The sequence below is a fragment of the Lentzea sp. NPDC051208 genome, from assembly GCF_040682435.1.
GTDB classification, from domain to species: domain Bacteria; phylum Actinomycetota; class Actinomycetes; order Mycobacteriales; family Pseudonocardiaceae; genus Lentzea; species Lentzea kristufekii.
The window spans coordinates 230,471-245,585 of record NZ_JBFBAW010000006.1; the positions used below are offsets into that span (position 1 = coordinate 230,471).

A 15,115-nucleotide genomic window follows, 5' to 3' on the forward strand; every position below is an offset into this window, starting at 1 on the left:
GCCAGCCAGACTCGGGGCACCATGAGCAGCAGATTGCGAGCGATCGCCCACGACACGGTCGAGATCTCCGGGCGAGGCTCCTACTCCACCGCCGCGGGCGAGGTCTCGATCGCCGTCGCTCCCGCCGTCGCGGGAACCCGGCTCCACCTGCCGGACGAGGTGCTGTCGCTGCCCCCGGAGACTTCCGGTGTGCGCATCGACGTCACCAACGAGTCCACTTTGGAGTCGACGCGCCGGCTCGGCGGTGACGTCGCGTGCCTGGTCTTCGCTTCCGCTCGCAACCCCGGCGGCGGGTTCCTCAACGGCGCGCAGGCGCAGGAGGAGAGCGTCGCCAGAGGGTCGGCGCTCTACCCGTGCCTGCGTGCCGCCGGTGAGTTCTACGCTTACCACCGCGCCCACGACGACCTCACCTACAGCGACCGCGTGATCTACTCGCCGCGCGTGCCGGTGTTCAAGGACGACAAGGGAACCCTGCTGCCCCAGCCGTACGAGGTCTCGTTCCTCACCGCCGCCGCGCCGAACCGGTCGGCGATCCTGCGCAACCAGCCCGAACGCGCCGACGACATCCCGCTCGCGTTGCTGCGGCGCGCCATCCGCGTGCTGCACGTCGCGGCGGCGCACGGGCACCGCCGGCTCGTGCTCGGCGCCTGGGGTTGCGGGGTCTTCGGCAACGACCCCGCCACCGTCGCCCAGGTCTTCCGGATCGCGCTGCGGGACAACCGCTTCTTCGACCACGTCGTCTTCGCGGTGCTGGACCGGCAGAAGGGGACGCCGACGTTCGCGGCGTTCGCCGACGCCCTCAACTCTGCTCGGTGAAGCCGTCGGGGATCGAGGTCTTGAGCTGCGCGAGGTTCTCCGGCGTGGGCGGCAGCCACGTGACGTCGAACGCCGTCGCCCCGTCCTGCTCCCAAAGCCAGCGCATCGGCAGGTAGCTGGAGGCGTCTACCCACATCTGGGTGGTGGGCTCCGCCTTGTGCCCGGCGATGGTCAGGCGCACCGTCTGAGCCCCGCGGATCGGCTCACCAGGCCCGGCGACGGTGATGCGGCCGTCCCGGATCGCCTGCTGGATCTTCTCCGGCGTCCACACCTCGTCGTCCGGGCTCTCACCCGGTTCGTCGCGGAAGGTGCGGGCCCGGTGGTCGGTGAAGACGTTCCCGGCGGCCGAGCGGCTCAGGTCCACGATCGTCCTGCCGTCCACGGACGCCCGGTACCGGAACGCACTGCCGTCCGCGGCGTGGCCGACGTCCCCCACCAGAAGCACGGCTGTGCGCAGCAGCGCGGTCGAGCGGTCCAGTACGAACCGTTCGAAGTCTGCGCTCGATTCAAGTTGCACGCACAGGTAGACGACGATCTCCCGGCCTCGGTTGACATGGGTGAGGCATCCCTCGCAGCCCGTCACGCTCGCCGATCAGGCCTCTGACCTGCGTTGAGCCAAAATGGCAGCACTCTGAGCCAGAAATCCTTGTGGGTGGCACCACTGTGTGCCATAGTGGTGCCATGGATCTGACCCCGTATGTGGCTTCCCTCGGCCGCGAGCTGCTGACCGCCGTCGAAACAGGCGGCGACGAAGCGAGCGCGCTGGTCGAGCGGTTGACCGTGACGATGGAGTCGGCGATCCGGCTGGCGCTGCTCGAAGCGCTGTCCGCCGCCGCCGACGAGATCACCGCGGACCTGGCACCGGACTCGGTGCAGGTGCTGCTGCGGGGCCGTGACCCGAAGTTCGTCGTGACGCGCCGGACGCCGGAGCAGCCCGCCGCCGCCACTCCCGAACCGGCTGCCGCCGCGCCCGCCGAGGACGTGGCAGCGGGCTTCGACGACGGCACCACCGTGCGCATCAACGTCCGGCTGCCCGAACCGCTCAAGGCCGCGATCGACGAGGCCGCGGCCAAGGAGGGCCGCTCGGTCAACGCGTGGCTCGTGCGCGCCGCGTCGGCCCAGCTGAGCCCGAAGCGCGACGCCGTCGCCGACGCGCTGACGGGCGGCGTCCCGGCGCCCCAGCGTTTCGTCGGCTGGGTCCGCTAACACCGCTCCCGCACCACTTCGCCCCGACCTGCGGGGATGTTCCACCGACACCTTCTGAGGGGACAGCCATGCCTTCTTACGAAACGCCAGAACCGATTTCCGTACTGCTGGACGTCTACGCGGGGTACGTCCAGATCGTCGCGAGCGACCGCACCGACACGACCGTCGAGGTGCGGCCCTCCGACCCGTCCGACTCCTCGGACGTCGAGGCCGCGCAGAAGACCAAGGTCGACTACGCCGACGGCACGCTGACGGTGCGCGGGCCGAAGCGGACGTTCGACTTCTCCAAGAAGACCAGGTCGGTCGACGTCGTGATCGAACTGCCGGCCGGGTCCACAGTGGACGCGGACGTGTCGGCGGGCGGCGTCCGCACCTCCGGGGTGCTCGGCGTGACCGAGGTCGACATGTCCGCGGGCAACATCCACCTCGACCGGACCGGGCCGCTGAAGGCCGACACCGGCGCCGGAGCGGTCAACATCGGCGAGGTCAGCGGCAACGCCGACGTCAAGACCGGCAGCGGCCACATCCGCATCGGCACGGTTCACGGCGCGCTGGTCGCCAAGAACTCCAACGGCCACATCGACGCCGGCACGGTGGAGGGCGAGCTGAAGGCGCGTTCCGCCAACGGCGACATCACCGTCGAACGCGCGGGTGGACCGGCGGAGGCCAGGACGGCGATGGGATCCATCAACGTCGGCGAGGTCGTCCGCGACACCGTCACGCTCAACACCGCTATGGGCGGCATCGAGATCGGGATCGCCCAGGGCACCGCGGCGTGGATCGACGCCAAGACCTCGTTCGGCCGCGTCACCAACACGCTCGAGGGCAGCGACGGCCCCGGCAACTCCGCGGAGACCGTCAGGGTCACCGCCCACACGTCCTTCGGCGACATCACCGTCCGCCGCAGCTGAGGGGAACACCATGAACGCGATCAAGGCAACCGGCCTGCGCCGCTCCTACGGCGACAACGAGGTGCTCAAGGGCGTCGACCTGAACGTCCAGCGCGGCACCGTCTTCTCACTGCTCGGCGCGAACGGCGCCGGCAAGACCACCACCGTCAAGATCCTCTCGACGCTCATCCGCGCGGACGGAGGCAGCGCGTCCGTCGCCGGTCACGACGTGGCGAGCGACCCTGACGCCGTCCGCGGCGCGATCGGCGTCACCGGTCAGTTCTCCGCCGTCGACAACCTGATGACCGGCCGCGAGAACCTGAAGCTCATGGCCGACCTGCACCACCTCGGCAAGGTGAACGGCAAGCGCAAGACCGAGCAGCTGCTGGAGCAGTTCGACCTGGTGGACGCGGCCGACAAGTCCGCTTCGACCTACTCCGGTGGCATGCGGCGCCGGCTCGACCTCGCGATGACGCTGGTCGGGTCGCCGCAGGTGATCTTCCTGGACGAGCCGACCACGGGCCTCGACCCGCGCAGCCGCCGCACGATGTGGCAGATCGTGCGGGAGCTGGTGGCGAGCGGCGTCACGATCTTCCTCACCACCCAGTACCTGGAGGAGGCCGACGAGCTCGCCGACCGGATCGCGGTGCTGGACCAGGGAAAGATCGTCGCCGAGGGCACGGCGGACGAGCTCAAGCGCCGCATCCCCGGCGGTCACGTCCTGCTGCAGTTCACCGATCCCCGGCACCTCGAAGCGGCCATCCGGATCGTGGGCGACTCCTCCCGCGACGGTGAATCGCTCGCCCTGCGCGTGCCCAGCGACGGCAGTGTCCGCTCGCTCAAGGGATTGCTCGACCGGCTCGAAGACAACTCCGTCCTGGTCGACTCGCTCAGCACCCACACGCCCGACCTCGACGACGTCTTCCTCGCCCTCACCGGCAGCCCCGACAAGGTGGTCCAGTCATGAGCTACGTCCTGACCGACTCGGCGACGATGGTGCGCCGCAACCTCACGCGGATGATCCGCTACCCGTCGCTGACGTTCCAGCTCCTGATCATGCCGGTCGTGTTCCTGCTGCTGTTCGTCTACGTCTTCGGCGGCACGCTGGGCGCCGGGCTCGGCGGGCCGAGCGGCGGACGGGGCGAGTACCTCAACTACGTCACGCCGACGATCATCCTGATGTCGATCACCGCGGCGGTGCAGGGCACGAGCATCTCGATCGCGATGGACATGACCGAGGGAATCGTCGACCGGTTCCGCACCATGAAGATCGCCAGGGTGTCCGTCCTCACCGGACACGTCGTCGGCAGCCTGGTCCAGACGCTCCTCGCCATGTCCGTCGTCTTCGGCGTCGCGGTCGCGATCGGGTTCCGGCCGCAGGCGAGCGGTCTCGGCTGGCTCGCGCTGATCGGCCTGCTGTTCGCCATGTCGTTCGCGATGATCTGGCTGTCCGCCGCGCTGGGCCTCGCCAGCAAGTCCGTCGAGTCGTCGAGCAACGTCGGCCTGCCGCTGATCCTGCTCCCGTTCTTCGGCAACGGTTTCGTGCCCACCGACTCGATGCCGACCGTGCTGCGCTGGTTCGCCGAGTACCAGCCGTTCACCCCGTTCATCAGCGCCCTGCGCGGTCTGCTGATGGGCACACCGATCGGCAACAGCGGCTACATCGCCTTCGCCTGGTGCGCCGTCATCGGGATCGGCGGCTACCTCTGGTCCAAGAAGCTCTTCAACCGCGAATCCACCCGCTGAAGGAGACACCGATCATGCTGCACGGCCTTCCCATGGAGCGCGACGTCACGCCGTTCATCCCGCCCAGCCAGATCTCCCTGGTGCGCGAGACCCGCCCGGTCAGCCCGATGCTCTTCCCCGACGGCCACGAGGGCTGGTTCATCACCGGCTACGAGGCCGTCCGGCAAGCCTTGGCGGACATCAGGTTCAGCAACCGGCAGGACCTCGGCATCATCCACGTGCCGTTCCCGACGCCCGGCATGCCCGAGCAGACGGAACCGTCCCCGCAGACGCCCGGGCTGTTCATCAGCATGGATCCGCCGGACCACACCCGGTTGCGGCGCAAGCTCACCGGCGCGTTCACCGTCAAGCGGATGAAGGCTCTCGAAGAGGGCATCATCGAGATCACCGAACGGCAGCTCGACGAGCTGGCACGGCTCACGCCGCCGGTCGACCTCGTCAAGGAGTTCGCGCTTCCGGTGCCGTCGCTGGTGATCTGCGAGATCCTCGGCGTTCCCTACGCCGACCGCGACACGTTCCAGACCAACTCCTCCAAGTTCATGGAGCGGGAGGTGAACCTGGAAGACAAGATGGCCGCCTACATGGCGATGAACACGTACCTGGCGGAGCTGGTCACCAGCAAGCGCGCCGAACCGGGTGACGACCTGCTGTCCGATCTCGCCCGGGACGAGGACCTCAGCATCGAGGAACTCTGCGGGATGTCGTTCCTGCTGCTGCTCGCGGGCCACGAGACGACCGCGAACATGCTGGCGCTGGGCACTTTCGCTTTGCTGGAGCACCCGGACCAGCTGGCCGCGCTGCGGTCGGACCCGGCGCTGATCCCCGACGCCGTCGAGGAGCTGCTGCGCTACCTCGCCGTCGCCGACGTCTTCTTCCGGTACGCCGCCGAGGACATCGAGTTCTTCGGGGAGACGATCCCCAAGGGCTCGTCGGTCATCCTGTCGCTGCTCGCGGGCAACCACGACCCGGAGCGTTACGAGCACGCCGACACGCTCGACGTGCACCGCAACGCCCGTGGCCACCTCGCGTTCGGGCACGGTGTGCACCAGTGCCTCGGTCAGCAGCTGGCCCGCATCGAGATGCGCGCCGGGTTCGAGGGACTGCTGCGCCGCTTCCCGTCACTGGAACTCGCCGTGCCGGCCCGTGAGGTCAAGCTCAGGACCGACATGAACATCTACGGCGTGCACGCCCTGCCGGTCACCTGGGCATAACCGCCCGTCAGACGGTGAAACCACCGTCTGCGTTGATGCTGGCGCCGGTGACGTACGCACCGGCCTCACCAGCCAGAGCCGCGACGACAGCGGCGATCTCCGCTGGTTCTCCGTAGCGCCCCAACGCCGTCAGACCGCGGATCGTGTCCGACAGCGGCCCGTCCGCCGGGTTCATGTCGGTGTTCGTGGGGCCGGGATTCACGACGTTCGCCGTGATGCCCAGCGGACCCAGTTCACGCGCCAGGCCCTTCGTCATCCCGATCAGCGCGGTCTTGCTGGCCGAGTACAGGGCGAAGCCGGGAAACGGCGCGTACACGGCGACATTGCTGCCGATGCTGATGATCCGGCCACCTTCACGCATGTGCCGTGCCGCCGCACGCGCCGCCAGGTACGGCGCGCGCACGTTCACGGCCATCGTGTGGTCGAACTCCTCCCGGCCGAGCTCCTCCAGCGGTCCCACCTGGAAGACCGCCGCGTTGTTCACGAGCACGTCGAGCCGTCCGAAGTGGACCGCGGTCTCCTCGACCGCGGCCACGACGGCGTCCGGGTCGGCGCTGTCCGCCCGGATCGCGAAACCGTTGTCCGGCTTGGTGTTCTGGTACGTGACCGCGACATGTGCGCCGAGCGCGGCGAGCTTCTCGGCCACCGCGGCCCCGATGCCGCGGCTCCCGCCGGTGACGAGAGCCGCTTTCCCCTCAAGTGATCCCATGTCGATCAGCCTGCTGGAACCGCCGTCAGGATTCTGGCGGGAATCGGACCGTCAGTTGGCGCCTCGGGTGTACGCCCACGCGGTGCGGTTGAGGGAGTCCTCGATCCCCGTGAAGCCCTCGTTGGGGTTGAGCACGTCCTCGTGGAAGTCGACGTCGACGTCGTCCGCCGTGCCGCCGATGCCGTCCGGACCCACGCCGAACATGCCCTTCGGGTTGCCGCCCTGATCCATGATCGCGTCGAGCGCGTTGAACTGGTCCTGGTGCCAGCTGCCCGACATGTGTCCAGCCTCGTGCGCGGTGATGTTGCCGATCGCCCGGCCGATGAACGTGGTCTTGTCGCTGGCCGGCGTGATGTAGGCGTTCAGCGAGGTGCGCGTCTGGGAGGCCGGCGCGCTGAGGACGTCGAGGAGCACCAGCGAGGTCTCCTCCTTGCCGAAGTTGCCCGCGTCGATCGACTGCGCGATGCCGACGGTCTGGATGCCGGACTCGGCGATCGAGCCACCGACGACCACGCGGCTGACGTTCTTCTGGCCCCACGGGTCGGCGTGGTCGCGGCTGTTCAGGATCCGCACGGCGAACCGCCTGTTGGTGCCCTTCGCGGCCAGGTCGTGCTCGATGTTCTCGCGCACGGTCGCGACCACGCCGTCGATCACGGCGTTCTCGTCGGCGCCGGTGAGACCCCAGCCGGGCAGGAACCTCCTCAACGGCGAGAGGTCCTTGTTGCCCGCCGCGGGGTCGACGCCGAAGATCCGGGTGTTGACCCGCGCTCCGTCGAAGTCGAGGAAGATCGTCAGGACCTCGGGCCGCTGGTTGAGCTCCGAGCCGGGACGGTAGGCCTCGACCGTGACGTCGTAGCGGCCGTCACCGTTCTCGACGCCGACGGTGTAGCGGCCGTCCTTCGGCGCCACGAAGTCCGCGACGGCGTTGCCACCGGCGGGCATCGGGGAGTTCGCGGCGTACAGGAAGCTGAAGTCCTGCGACGAACCGAAGACCTCGCGGCCGGCGGGGTCGTGGACGACGACCCTGGTCGCCTTGCCCGCCGCCGACGCGCCCAGCACGTCGCCCGCCTTCAGGTCGACCGAGAAGTAGTCCTTGTCCGCGGGGCCGCCACCGGTCGCGATGGTCAGGTCGTACGCGCCCTCGGTGAGGACGCGCTTGCCGGTGCCGGGTGTCATCGGGTCGGCCGGGATCCCGCCGGGGCCGGCCGCCGCGACCATCACGTAGACGTCCTGCCCGGCGTCCACGGGGACCCGCAGCCTGCTGTCCGTGCTGCCCGCGAGGTTGTCGTGCTGGTCCAGGAGCTGCCCGGTCGCGTCGAACGCGGCGAGCAGGGTGTCCAGGTCGCCGGTCGGCGTGTCCGTCTCGAGGAGGACGATCCGCCCCTCGGTGCCGCCGGCCAGCTTGTAGAAGTCGTGGTCGCCGGTGCCGTCGCCGCCGCTGCCGTACGGGCCGTCGCCGATCTTGCCGCTGGTGCGCACGGCCCTGTCGCGAGCGGGCACACCGGGGTCGCTCGCGAGCGGGATGGCGTCGTTGGTCTCGGCGAACGGCGCCACCACCGGGATCGTGGGGTCACCCGCGAGGTCGCCGACGAGCGTGAGCTTCGGGTTCTTGCCCCTGCCGGTCCCGAACCCGGCCACGTGCTCGGCCTTCGAGGGCGCGTCGTTGGCGCCCTGCCCGGTCTCCTTCTCGGTGTAGGTCAGCGGCTGGCCCGCGCTCTTCGCGGCCGCGCGCGACTGCTTGCGGGTCTCCCGGTTCCGCTGCACCGCGGCCCAGTCGACCTTCGCCTCCGCCGGCAGGAAGGCCAGCATCGGGTCGGGCTGGAACAGCGGTGCCTCGGGCTCGGCCGCCGACTGCCCGCCGGCGACCAGAGCCAGTGCCATACCTGCTGTGAGCACGCCGAACAGATGCTTTCGCATGGTCAGTCCCCCCAGTTCGGTCCTTCCACCGAGGAAACCAGCGCCGTGCGGGCGGGACGAGCGTTTTGGTCAGCCTTTGTCCACTTCAGGACATTCGTGGATCAGACCGTGGCCTTGCGCATCGGCTGCGCGACCTCGTGCAGGTGCTGCAGCACGTACCCGTAGGAACGGAACAGGCCGCACTGGGCGTAGGAGATCCCGTGCTGCTCGCAGAACTTGTGCACGATCGCCTGCGCGTGCTTCAGGTTCGGTCGCGGCATGCTCGGGAACAGGTGGTGCTCGATCTGGTAGTTCAACCCGCCGAGCAGGATGTCCACGAACCAGCCGCCCCGGATGTTGCGCGAGGTCAGCACCTGCTTGCGCAGGAAGTCGAGCGAGTGACCGGCCGACAGCACCGGCATGCCCTTGTGGTTGGGGGCGAACGAACAGCCCATGTAGAGGCCCCACAGGGCCTGGTGCACCAGGATGAAGGTGACCGCGTACACGGGGGACAGGACCCAGAACACGACCGCGAGGTACACCACGACGTTCGCGATCATCACGGTCCGCTCGCGGCCCGCGTACTTGATCGAGTGCCAGTGCAGTGCGAAGCCTTCCAGCAACAGCAGCGGGAAGAACAGCACGGCCTGGTGCGAGGCGATCCACCGCAGCGGTCCGCGCTTGGCCGCTCCCTGCCGTTGCGTGAACGCGAGCACCGAGATGTCGACGTCCGGGTCCTCGTCCTCGTGGTTCGGGTTGGCGTGGTGGCGGCTGTGCTTGCCCACCCACCACTCGTAGCTGACGCCGACCAGGCCGCTGTGGGCGTAGCCGGTGATCTCGTTCCACTTCTTCGAGGCGAAGATCTGCTTGTGGCCCGCGTCGTGCCCGATGAACGCGAGCTGCGTGGACATCACGGCCAGCACGACCGCTACCGCGAGCTGCCACCACGAGTCGCCCAGCAGCGCGAACGCCACCCAGGCCGCCGCGTACACCACGAGGTTCACGCCGATCCGGATGAAGTAGTAACCGCGCCGCCGAGCAAGCAGGCCAGCCTGCTTTATCTCGGTGGACAACTGGGCGAAATCGCTCGCCTGCCGAAGTGCCATTTCCGCAGAATGCCTGATCGCGGCGACTAAGTCATGCACGGCCCATGAAGTCGTTACCAACCAGGCGGGTCACACGGGCGTCGGCGGACCTACCAGCTCACGAGGCAGAAGGGGTGGCCGGTGGGATCCGCGTAGACGTGGAACCGCTCGCCACCGCCTTCGAGCCTGCGCGCACCGAGGGCCGGCACCTTCTCGCCCGCCGCCGCGAGATCGTCCACCCGCACGTCGAAGTGCATGTGCGCGGTCTCGTCCGGCCACTTCGGCGGTTGCCAGCCCTCGACCCGTGCGAACGCCACGCCGGGCCGGTCCGGGGCGTCACCGATGACGACGAACTTTCCGTCGTCCCGGACCCGGACCATCCCGAGCAGCTTTCTCGTAGAACTCCGCGAGGCCCTGTGGATCAGGGCAGTCCACCACCAGGCCGTGCCGGCGTCCGATCATGCGCGGATGCCGGCACGGATCGAGGGCAATTTCCGCCCTGGATCACGCGAGCGGCATCGCCATCACCACGGGTGTGGTCGGTGTCGGCGAACCTCCCGACGGCTCCACGGTCAGGGCGACCTCCTGCGCTCCGGTCAGCCCGCTGACGACGACCGGTGACGACCGCGAGTCGAGCAGCCCGGCCGAGTGCGGGTCACCGTCGGCGCCGATCAGCCAGAGCTGGTAGGTGTGGCCGTCGGGTGCCTGCGGCAGGTCCTTGGCGAGGAACAGCGCCTCATCGCGGCTGACCGACACCACGGCGGTACCGGTGGCGCCGTTGGGCGCCTTGCCGTTGATCAGCTTCGCGTCCGGCGTCGACAGGAAGTCGGAGAAACGGGTGTACTCGCTGGAGAGCTGCGCCAGCTGCCGTTCCTGGTCGGACTGCGAGTACTGCACCGTCACGAACACCGCGGCGACGAGGCAGGCGGCCGCGAGCAGCCCTCCCGCCCAGCGCTTGCGGCGCGGGTCCGGCACGCGTGCCGTGTGGGGGGACAGCTGGCGGGTCTCGGCCGCCGCCGCGAGCACGCGGGCACGGAGCTGAGGAGGTGGCGAGTACTCCACCGCGCCACCCAGCCGTGCTGCCGTGGCCGCGAGTTCGGTGACCTCGACCGCGCAGCTCTCGCAGTGCGTCAGATGCGCCTCGAAGGCCGCTCGTTCGATGTCCGACAACGCGTTCACGGCGTAGGCGCCGGTGAGCGTGTGCAGATCAGCGGATGTGGTCCTCATCCGGTCACCCCCATGCAGTCCCGCAGTCGGATCAGGCCGTCGCGCATGCGGGTCTTGACCGTGCCGAGCGGGATGCCCAGCAGGCTCGAGACCTCCGGATACGAATAGCCCTGGTAGTAGGCGAGCAGCACGGACTCGCGCTGCAGTTCGGTCAGGAAGCTCAGGCAGCGCCGCACCTGACGTTGCTCCAGCCGGACGTCGACCTGCTCGCTCACCTCGTCGAACGGCCTGGCCGGGTCGAGGCGGGCCGCGCGGTCCTCGCGGTGCGTGGCGGCCTGGGCGGACCGGACGCGGTCGACGGCCCGGCGGTGCGTCAGCGTGAGGATCCAGGTGGTGGCGCTGCCCCGGTCGGGGTCGAACCTGGTCGCGGTCCGCCACACTTCGAGCATCACCTCCTGGAACACCTCCTCCGACTGAGCCTGATCCCGCACGACGCGCCTGATCAGCCCGAACACCGAGCCGGACACGACGTCGTAGAGCCGCTCGAACGCCGCCTCGTCACCTCGTGCGACCAGCGCGAGCAGGTCGTCGGCGGTCGGGCCGACGTCACGAGGGGTGCTCTGCAGGCTTTGCAACGCCCGCTCACGCTCTGGCATCCCTGGTCCTCTCCTCGGCTGTTGTCCTCTGTTGTTCGCAGCAGGGCCGCCTTTGGATCGGTTCGGAATGCGTCATCACACCCAGGCGCGGCCGATGGTCTTCCAACCGCCTTGGAAAACCGCTCGTCAGTCCGTTGCGGACTCTTCGGTTGGTAACGGATTCATAACCAGACCCATCCGCTTCCCGAGGGGCGGCGAATCACGAGCAGCAACTGCTCGATCACCCTTTGGAGATGTCTCGTCATGAACATGACCGTCCGCAACACCGTCCTGGCCGTCGGCGCCGTCTCGCTCGCCCTGTTCGGCGCGGCGTGCGGCTCGGGTGACATGGCCAGCAGCGGTAACACTTCCAGTGCCGCGCCCACCACGACCACCCAGTCCTCGGCTGCGATGGCCGACCCGGCCAAGGACCTCGTCGGTCCGGGTTGTGCCGACTACGCCAAGCAGGTCCCGTCCGGTTCCGGTTCCGTGAGCGGCATGGCCGCTGACCCGGTCGCCGTCGCCGCCAGCAACAACCCGCTGCTCACCACGCTCGTCAGCGCGGTGTCGGGCAAGCTGAACCCGAAGGTCAACCTGGTCTCGACGCTCAACGGCGCTGAGTTCACCGTGTTCGCGCCGGTCGACTCGGCGTTCGCGAAGATCGACGCCGCGACGATCGAGAAGCTCAAGACCGACGACGCGCTGCTGACCAAGATCCTGACGTACCACGTCGTTCCGGGCCAGATCTCCCCGGACAAGATCGCCGGTGACCAGAAGTCCGTGCAGACCGGCACCGTGAAGGTCTCCGGTTCGGGCAACGCGATCAAGGTCAACGACGCCAACGTGATCTGTGGTGGCGTGAAGACCGCCAACGCCACCGTCTACCTCATCGACTCGGTTCTGATGCCTGCCTGACCTCACTCGCACGGCAACTGGGCACTCACGTCTCGGACGTGAGTGCCCAATGCCGTGCTTCGGTCTATTGTGGATTGTTCAGAAACTTTGCGCGTGAGCCAATCCACTCAGCCGTCTGTTCCGAACAACAGATGTGAAGGCAACACGATCCGTCCTCATCGGCCTGGTGTCGGTGGCCGTGGCGTTGGCGGTAGGACATCTCGTCGCGGGGCTGGTGAGTCCACTGGCCTCGCCGTTCCTCGCCGTCGGCAACACCGCGATCGACCTGACGCCTCATCCGGTCAAGGACTTCGCGATCCGCACGTTCGGTGAGAACGACAAGCTGGTGCTGCTCGGCGGCATGGCGGTCGTGCTCGCGGGCCTGGGCGTGGTGGCGGGACTGCTGTCGCGCCGCAGTCCGTGGCCCGGCACGGCTCTCGCCGCGGTGCTCGGTCTTGTCGGCATCGTCGCGGTGCTGGCCCGGCCGACGACGACCACGTGGGGCGTGATCGCTCCGCTGGCCAGTCTTGTGGCCGGTGTGGCGGCGTTCCGCTGGCTGTGGTCCCAGGGCCGCGCCCAGACCCCGGCCGAGACCCCGGCCGAGACCCCGGCCGAGACCCCGGCCGAGGCTCCGGGCAGGCGGAAGTTCCTTCTGTCGACAGCGGCGATCGCCGCGGTAGCGGGTGTCGCGGCGGCAGGCGGGCAGTGGCTCGCCGGTCGGGTGGACATCGAGGCGTCGCGGCGTGGCATCACGTTGCGGCCCGGGAAGAAGGCGCCGGAGATCCCGTTCGACGCTGACTTCGCGCGTGAGGGCACGCCGTCGTTTCTGACGCCGAACGAGAAGTTCTACCGCGTCGACACCGCGCTCACCGTGCCCCGGCTGCGCGCCGAGGACTGGCGCCTGCGGGTGCACGGCATGGTGGACAACGAAATGCTGCTCACCTACGACGACCTGCTGCGGCGTCCGCTGGTGGAGAAGACGATCACGCTGGTGTGCGTGTCCAACGAGGTCGGTGGGCCGTACATCTCCACGTCGAACTTCATCGGCGTCGACCTGGCGGACCTGTTGCGGGAGGCCGGTGTGCGTTCCGGCTCCGACCAGCTCGCGACGCGCAGCGTGGACGGCTGGACGTGCGGCACCCCGGTCGACTCCATCATGGCGCCGGGCTCGAACGCGATGCTGGCGCTGGGGATGAACGGCGAGCCGCTGCCGCTGGAACGCGGCTTCCCGGTCCGCATGGTCGTGCCTGGCCTCTACGGCTACGTCTCGGCGACGAAGTGGCTGGTGGACATGGAGCTCACCACCTTCGACGCGTTCGACCCGTACTGGGCGCAGCGCAAGTGGGCCAAGAAGGCACCGGTCAAGACGATGTCCAGGATCGACCGGCCGAAGTCCTTCGAGAGGGTGCCGGCGGGCCGGTTCGTCGCGGCGGGCATCGCCTGGGCCCAGCACACCGGCGTCGACCGCGTCGAGGTCCGGGTCGACGGAGGGCCCTGGCAGGAAGCAACGCTGAGCCGGGAGGTCAACGTCGACACGTGGCGGATGTGGCGCATCGAGCTGGACCTGAAGGAGGGCAACCACACCGTGGAATGCCGTGCCACCGACCGGAAGGGTTACACCCAGACCAACGAGCGTGCCGCTCCGATCCCGGACGGCGCGTCCGGCTGGCACTCGATGGTGTTCACCTCGGTGGCGGGGTAGGCGTGCTCAGCGCGACAGTCCACATCGGACAGCAGCGCCGGTACGAGTTCTGGTAACGGGTCGATAACCAGACCCATCCGTTCGCCCAGTGGTGGCGAATGGCGATTAGCAACTGACCGAACACTCTTGGAGATGTCTCGTCATGAACATGACCGTCCGCAACACCGTCCTGGCCGTCGGCGCCGTCTCGCTCGCCCTGTTCGGCGCGGCGTGCGGCTCGGGTGACATGGCCAGCAGCGGCAACACTTCCAGCGCCGCGCCCACCACGACCACCCAGTCCTCGGCCGCGATGGCCGACCCGGCCAAGGACCTCGTTGGTCCCGGCTGTGCCGACTACGCCAAGCAGGTCCCGTCCGGTTCCGGTTCCGTGAGCGGCATGGCCGCTGACCCGGTCGCCGTCGCCGCCAGCAACAACCCGTTGCTCACGACCCTGGTGAGCGCGGTGTCGGGCAAGCTGAACCCGAAGGTCAACCTGGTCTCGACGCTCAACGGCGCTGAGTTCACCGTGTTCGCGCCGGTCGACTCGGCGTTCGCGAAGATCGACGCCGCGACGATCGAGAAGCTCAAGACCGACGACGCGCTGCTGACCAAGATCCTGACGTACCACGTCGTTCCGGGCCAGATCTCCCCGGACAAGATCGCCGGTGACCAGAAGTCCGTCCAGACCGGCACCGTCAAGGTCTCCGGTTCGGGCAACGCGATCAAGGTCAACGACGCCAACGTGATCTGTGGTGGCGTGAAGACCGCCAACGCCACCGTGTACCTCATCGACTCGGTGCTGCTGCCCGCCTGACATCTCCAGGAAAGCAGTACCGCGACTCCGGGAACCGCGCTGTACGCGCGGTTCCCGGAGTTTTTCATGTCTCCTCGTCGGTGAGTCTGATGTGGACGGACGTCGCGCAGGAGGACACGAACAGCGGGTGGTTCTCCGGTTCGCGGATGACCACCACGACCACGGTGTCCGCGGCCGGCAGTCACTCCATCAGGTGGATCGGGCCATGCGGCCGATCCGGAACCACCGCGCCGCACGGATGTAGAGCGCGAGGATCCGCCAGATGCGGTTCAGCCGGCTCGGGACGGCGCCACGCACGTCCCTGTGCGTCCGCCTTCAGGACCGGGCGCACAGGGACGCGGCCCGCCATCTGATCCGCGATGTTG

The 15,115-nt window shown here is 68.7% G+C and carries 16 protein-coding genes; 9 read left to right on the plus strand and 7 right to left on the minus strand.

Features of this window, described 5'->3' with window-relative positions:
* Positions 1 to 21: 21 nt before the first annotated feature.
* The gene (locus AB0M48_RS16615; protein WP_363842026.1) at positions 22 to 816 is read left to right on the plus strand and encodes a TIGR02452 family protein; all 795 of its coding nucleotides are present in this window, start codon (positions 22 to 24) and stop codon (positions 814 to 816) included.
* Here AB0M48_RS16615 and AB0M48_RS16620 read toward each other — a convergent pair.
* Entirely contained in the window at positions 800 to 1,333 is a 534-nt protein-coding gene (locus tag AB0M48_RS16620) for a hypothetical protein (protein ID WP_363842029.1), read from the minus strand. The genes AB0M48_RS16615 and AB0M48_RS16620 overlap by 17 nt on opposite strands.
* Positions 1,334 to 1,497: 164 nt before the next feature.
* Between AB0M48_RS16620 and AB0M48_RS16625 the strand changes: the two genes are divergently transcribed.
* The 5 genes from AB0M48_RS16625 (at position 1,498) to AB0M48_RS16645 (ending at position 5,869) form a co-directional block, all read left to right on the plus strand.
* Positions 1,498 to 2,022, plus strand: a complete 525-nt coding sequence (locus AB0M48_RS16625) for a ribbon-helix-helix protein, CopG family (protein ID WP_363842032.1) — start codon at positions 1,498 to 1,500, stop codon at positions 2,020 to 2,022.
* Positions 2,023 to 2,090: 68 nt separating this feature from the next.
* Positions 2,091 to 2,933 (plus strand): DUF4097 family beta strand repeat-containing protein, encoded by an 843-nt coding sequence (locus AB0M48_RS16630; RefSeq protein ID WP_363842035.1) that lies wholly within the window; start codon positions 2,091 to 2,093, stop codon positions 2,931 to 2,933.
* Positions 2,934 to 2,943: 10 nt separating this feature from the next.
* On the plus strand, positions 2,944 to 3,879 hold the full coding sequence (locus tag AB0M48_RS16635; protein WP_363842038.1) for an ATP-binding cassette domain-containing protein: 936 nt from the start codon (positions 2,944 to 2,946) through the stop codon (positions 3,877 to 3,879).
* Positions 3,876 to 4,658 (plus strand): ABC transporter permease, encoded by a 783-nt coding sequence (locus tag AB0M48_RS16640; protein WP_363842041.1) that lies wholly within the window; start codon positions 3,876 to 3,878, stop codon positions 4,656 to 4,658. Before AB0M48_RS16635 ends, AB0M48_RS16640 begins: the two co-directional genes overlap by 4 nt.
* Before the next feature lie 14 nt (positions 4,659 to 4,672).
* Positions 4,673 to 5,869 carry a cytochrome P450 gene (locus AB0M48_RS16645; protein ID WP_363842044.1) on the plus strand — a complete coding sequence of 399 codons (1,197 nt, stop codon included), beginning with the start codon at positions 4,673 to 4,675 and terminating at the stop codon, positions 5,867 to 5,869.
* 7 nt (positions 5,870 to 5,876) lie between these two features.
* Here AB0M48_RS16645 and AB0M48_RS16650 read toward each other — a convergent pair whose 3' ends face one another.
* From AB0M48_RS16650 to AB0M48_RS16675, 6 genes are all read right to left on the minus strand, one after another.
* Positions 5,877 to 6,578, minus strand: coding sequence for an SDR family oxidoreductase (locus AB0M48_RS16650; protein ID WP_363842047.1), 702 nt, complete (start codon positions 6,576 to 6,578; stop codon positions 5,877 to 5,879).
* 51 nt (positions 6,579 to 6,629) lie between these two features.
* Positions 6,630 to 8,495, minus strand: a complete 1,866-nt coding sequence (locus AB0M48_RS16655) for a hypothetical protein (RefSeq protein WP_363842050.1) — start codon at positions 8,493 to 8,495, stop codon at positions 6,630 to 6,632.
* A 101-nt stretch (positions 8,496 to 8,596) separates the two neighbouring features.
* Complete coding sequence (locus AB0M48_RS16660) at positions 8,597 to 9,580, minus strand: acyl-CoA desaturase (protein WP_363842053.1); 984 nt, start codon at positions 9,578 to 9,580, stop codon at positions 8,597 to 8,599.
* 89 nt (positions 9,581 to 9,669) lie between these two features.
* The gene (locus AB0M48_RS16665) at positions 9,670 to 9,984 is read right to left on the minus strand and encodes a VOC family protein (protein ID WP_363842722.1); all 315 of its coding nucleotides are present in this window, start codon (positions 9,982 to 9,984) and stop codon (positions 9,670 to 9,672) included.
* 79 nt (positions 9,985 to 10,063) lie between these two features.
* Positions 10,064 to 10,786, minus strand: a complete 723-nt coding sequence (locus AB0M48_RS16670) for an anti-sigma factor (protein ID WP_363842056.1) — start codon at positions 10,784 to 10,786, stop codon at positions 10,064 to 10,066.
* Entirely contained in the window at positions 10,783 to 11,382 is a 600-nt protein-coding gene (locus AB0M48_RS16675; protein ID WP_363842060.1) for a sigma-70 family RNA polymerase sigma factor, read from the minus strand. Before AB0M48_RS16675 ends, AB0M48_RS16670 begins: the two co-directional genes overlap by 4 nt.
* 243 nt (positions 11,383 to 11,625) lie before the next feature.
* On the opposite strand from AB0M48_RS16675, the gene AB0M48_RS16680 reads away from it, so the two are divergent.
* The 3 genes from AB0M48_RS16680 (at position 11,626) to AB0M48_RS16690 (ending at position 14,750) form a co-directional block, all read left to right on the plus strand.
* Entirely contained in the window at positions 11,626 to 12,276 is a 651-nt protein-coding gene (locus tag AB0M48_RS16680) for a fasciclin domain-containing protein (protein ID WP_363842063.1), read from the plus strand.
* Positions 12,277 to 12,409: 133 nt separating this feature from the next.
* Entirely contained in the window at positions 12,410 to 13,957 is a 1,548-nt protein-coding gene (locus AB0M48_RS16685; protein WP_363842066.1) for a molybdopterin-dependent oxidoreductase, read from the plus strand.
* A gap of 142 nt (positions 13,958 to 14,099) precedes the next feature.
* Entirely contained in the window at positions 14,100 to 14,750 is a 651-nt protein-coding gene (locus AB0M48_RS16690; RefSeq protein WP_363842069.1) for a fasciclin domain-containing protein, read from the plus strand.
* Positions 14,751 to 15,115: the final 365 nt, after the last annotated feature.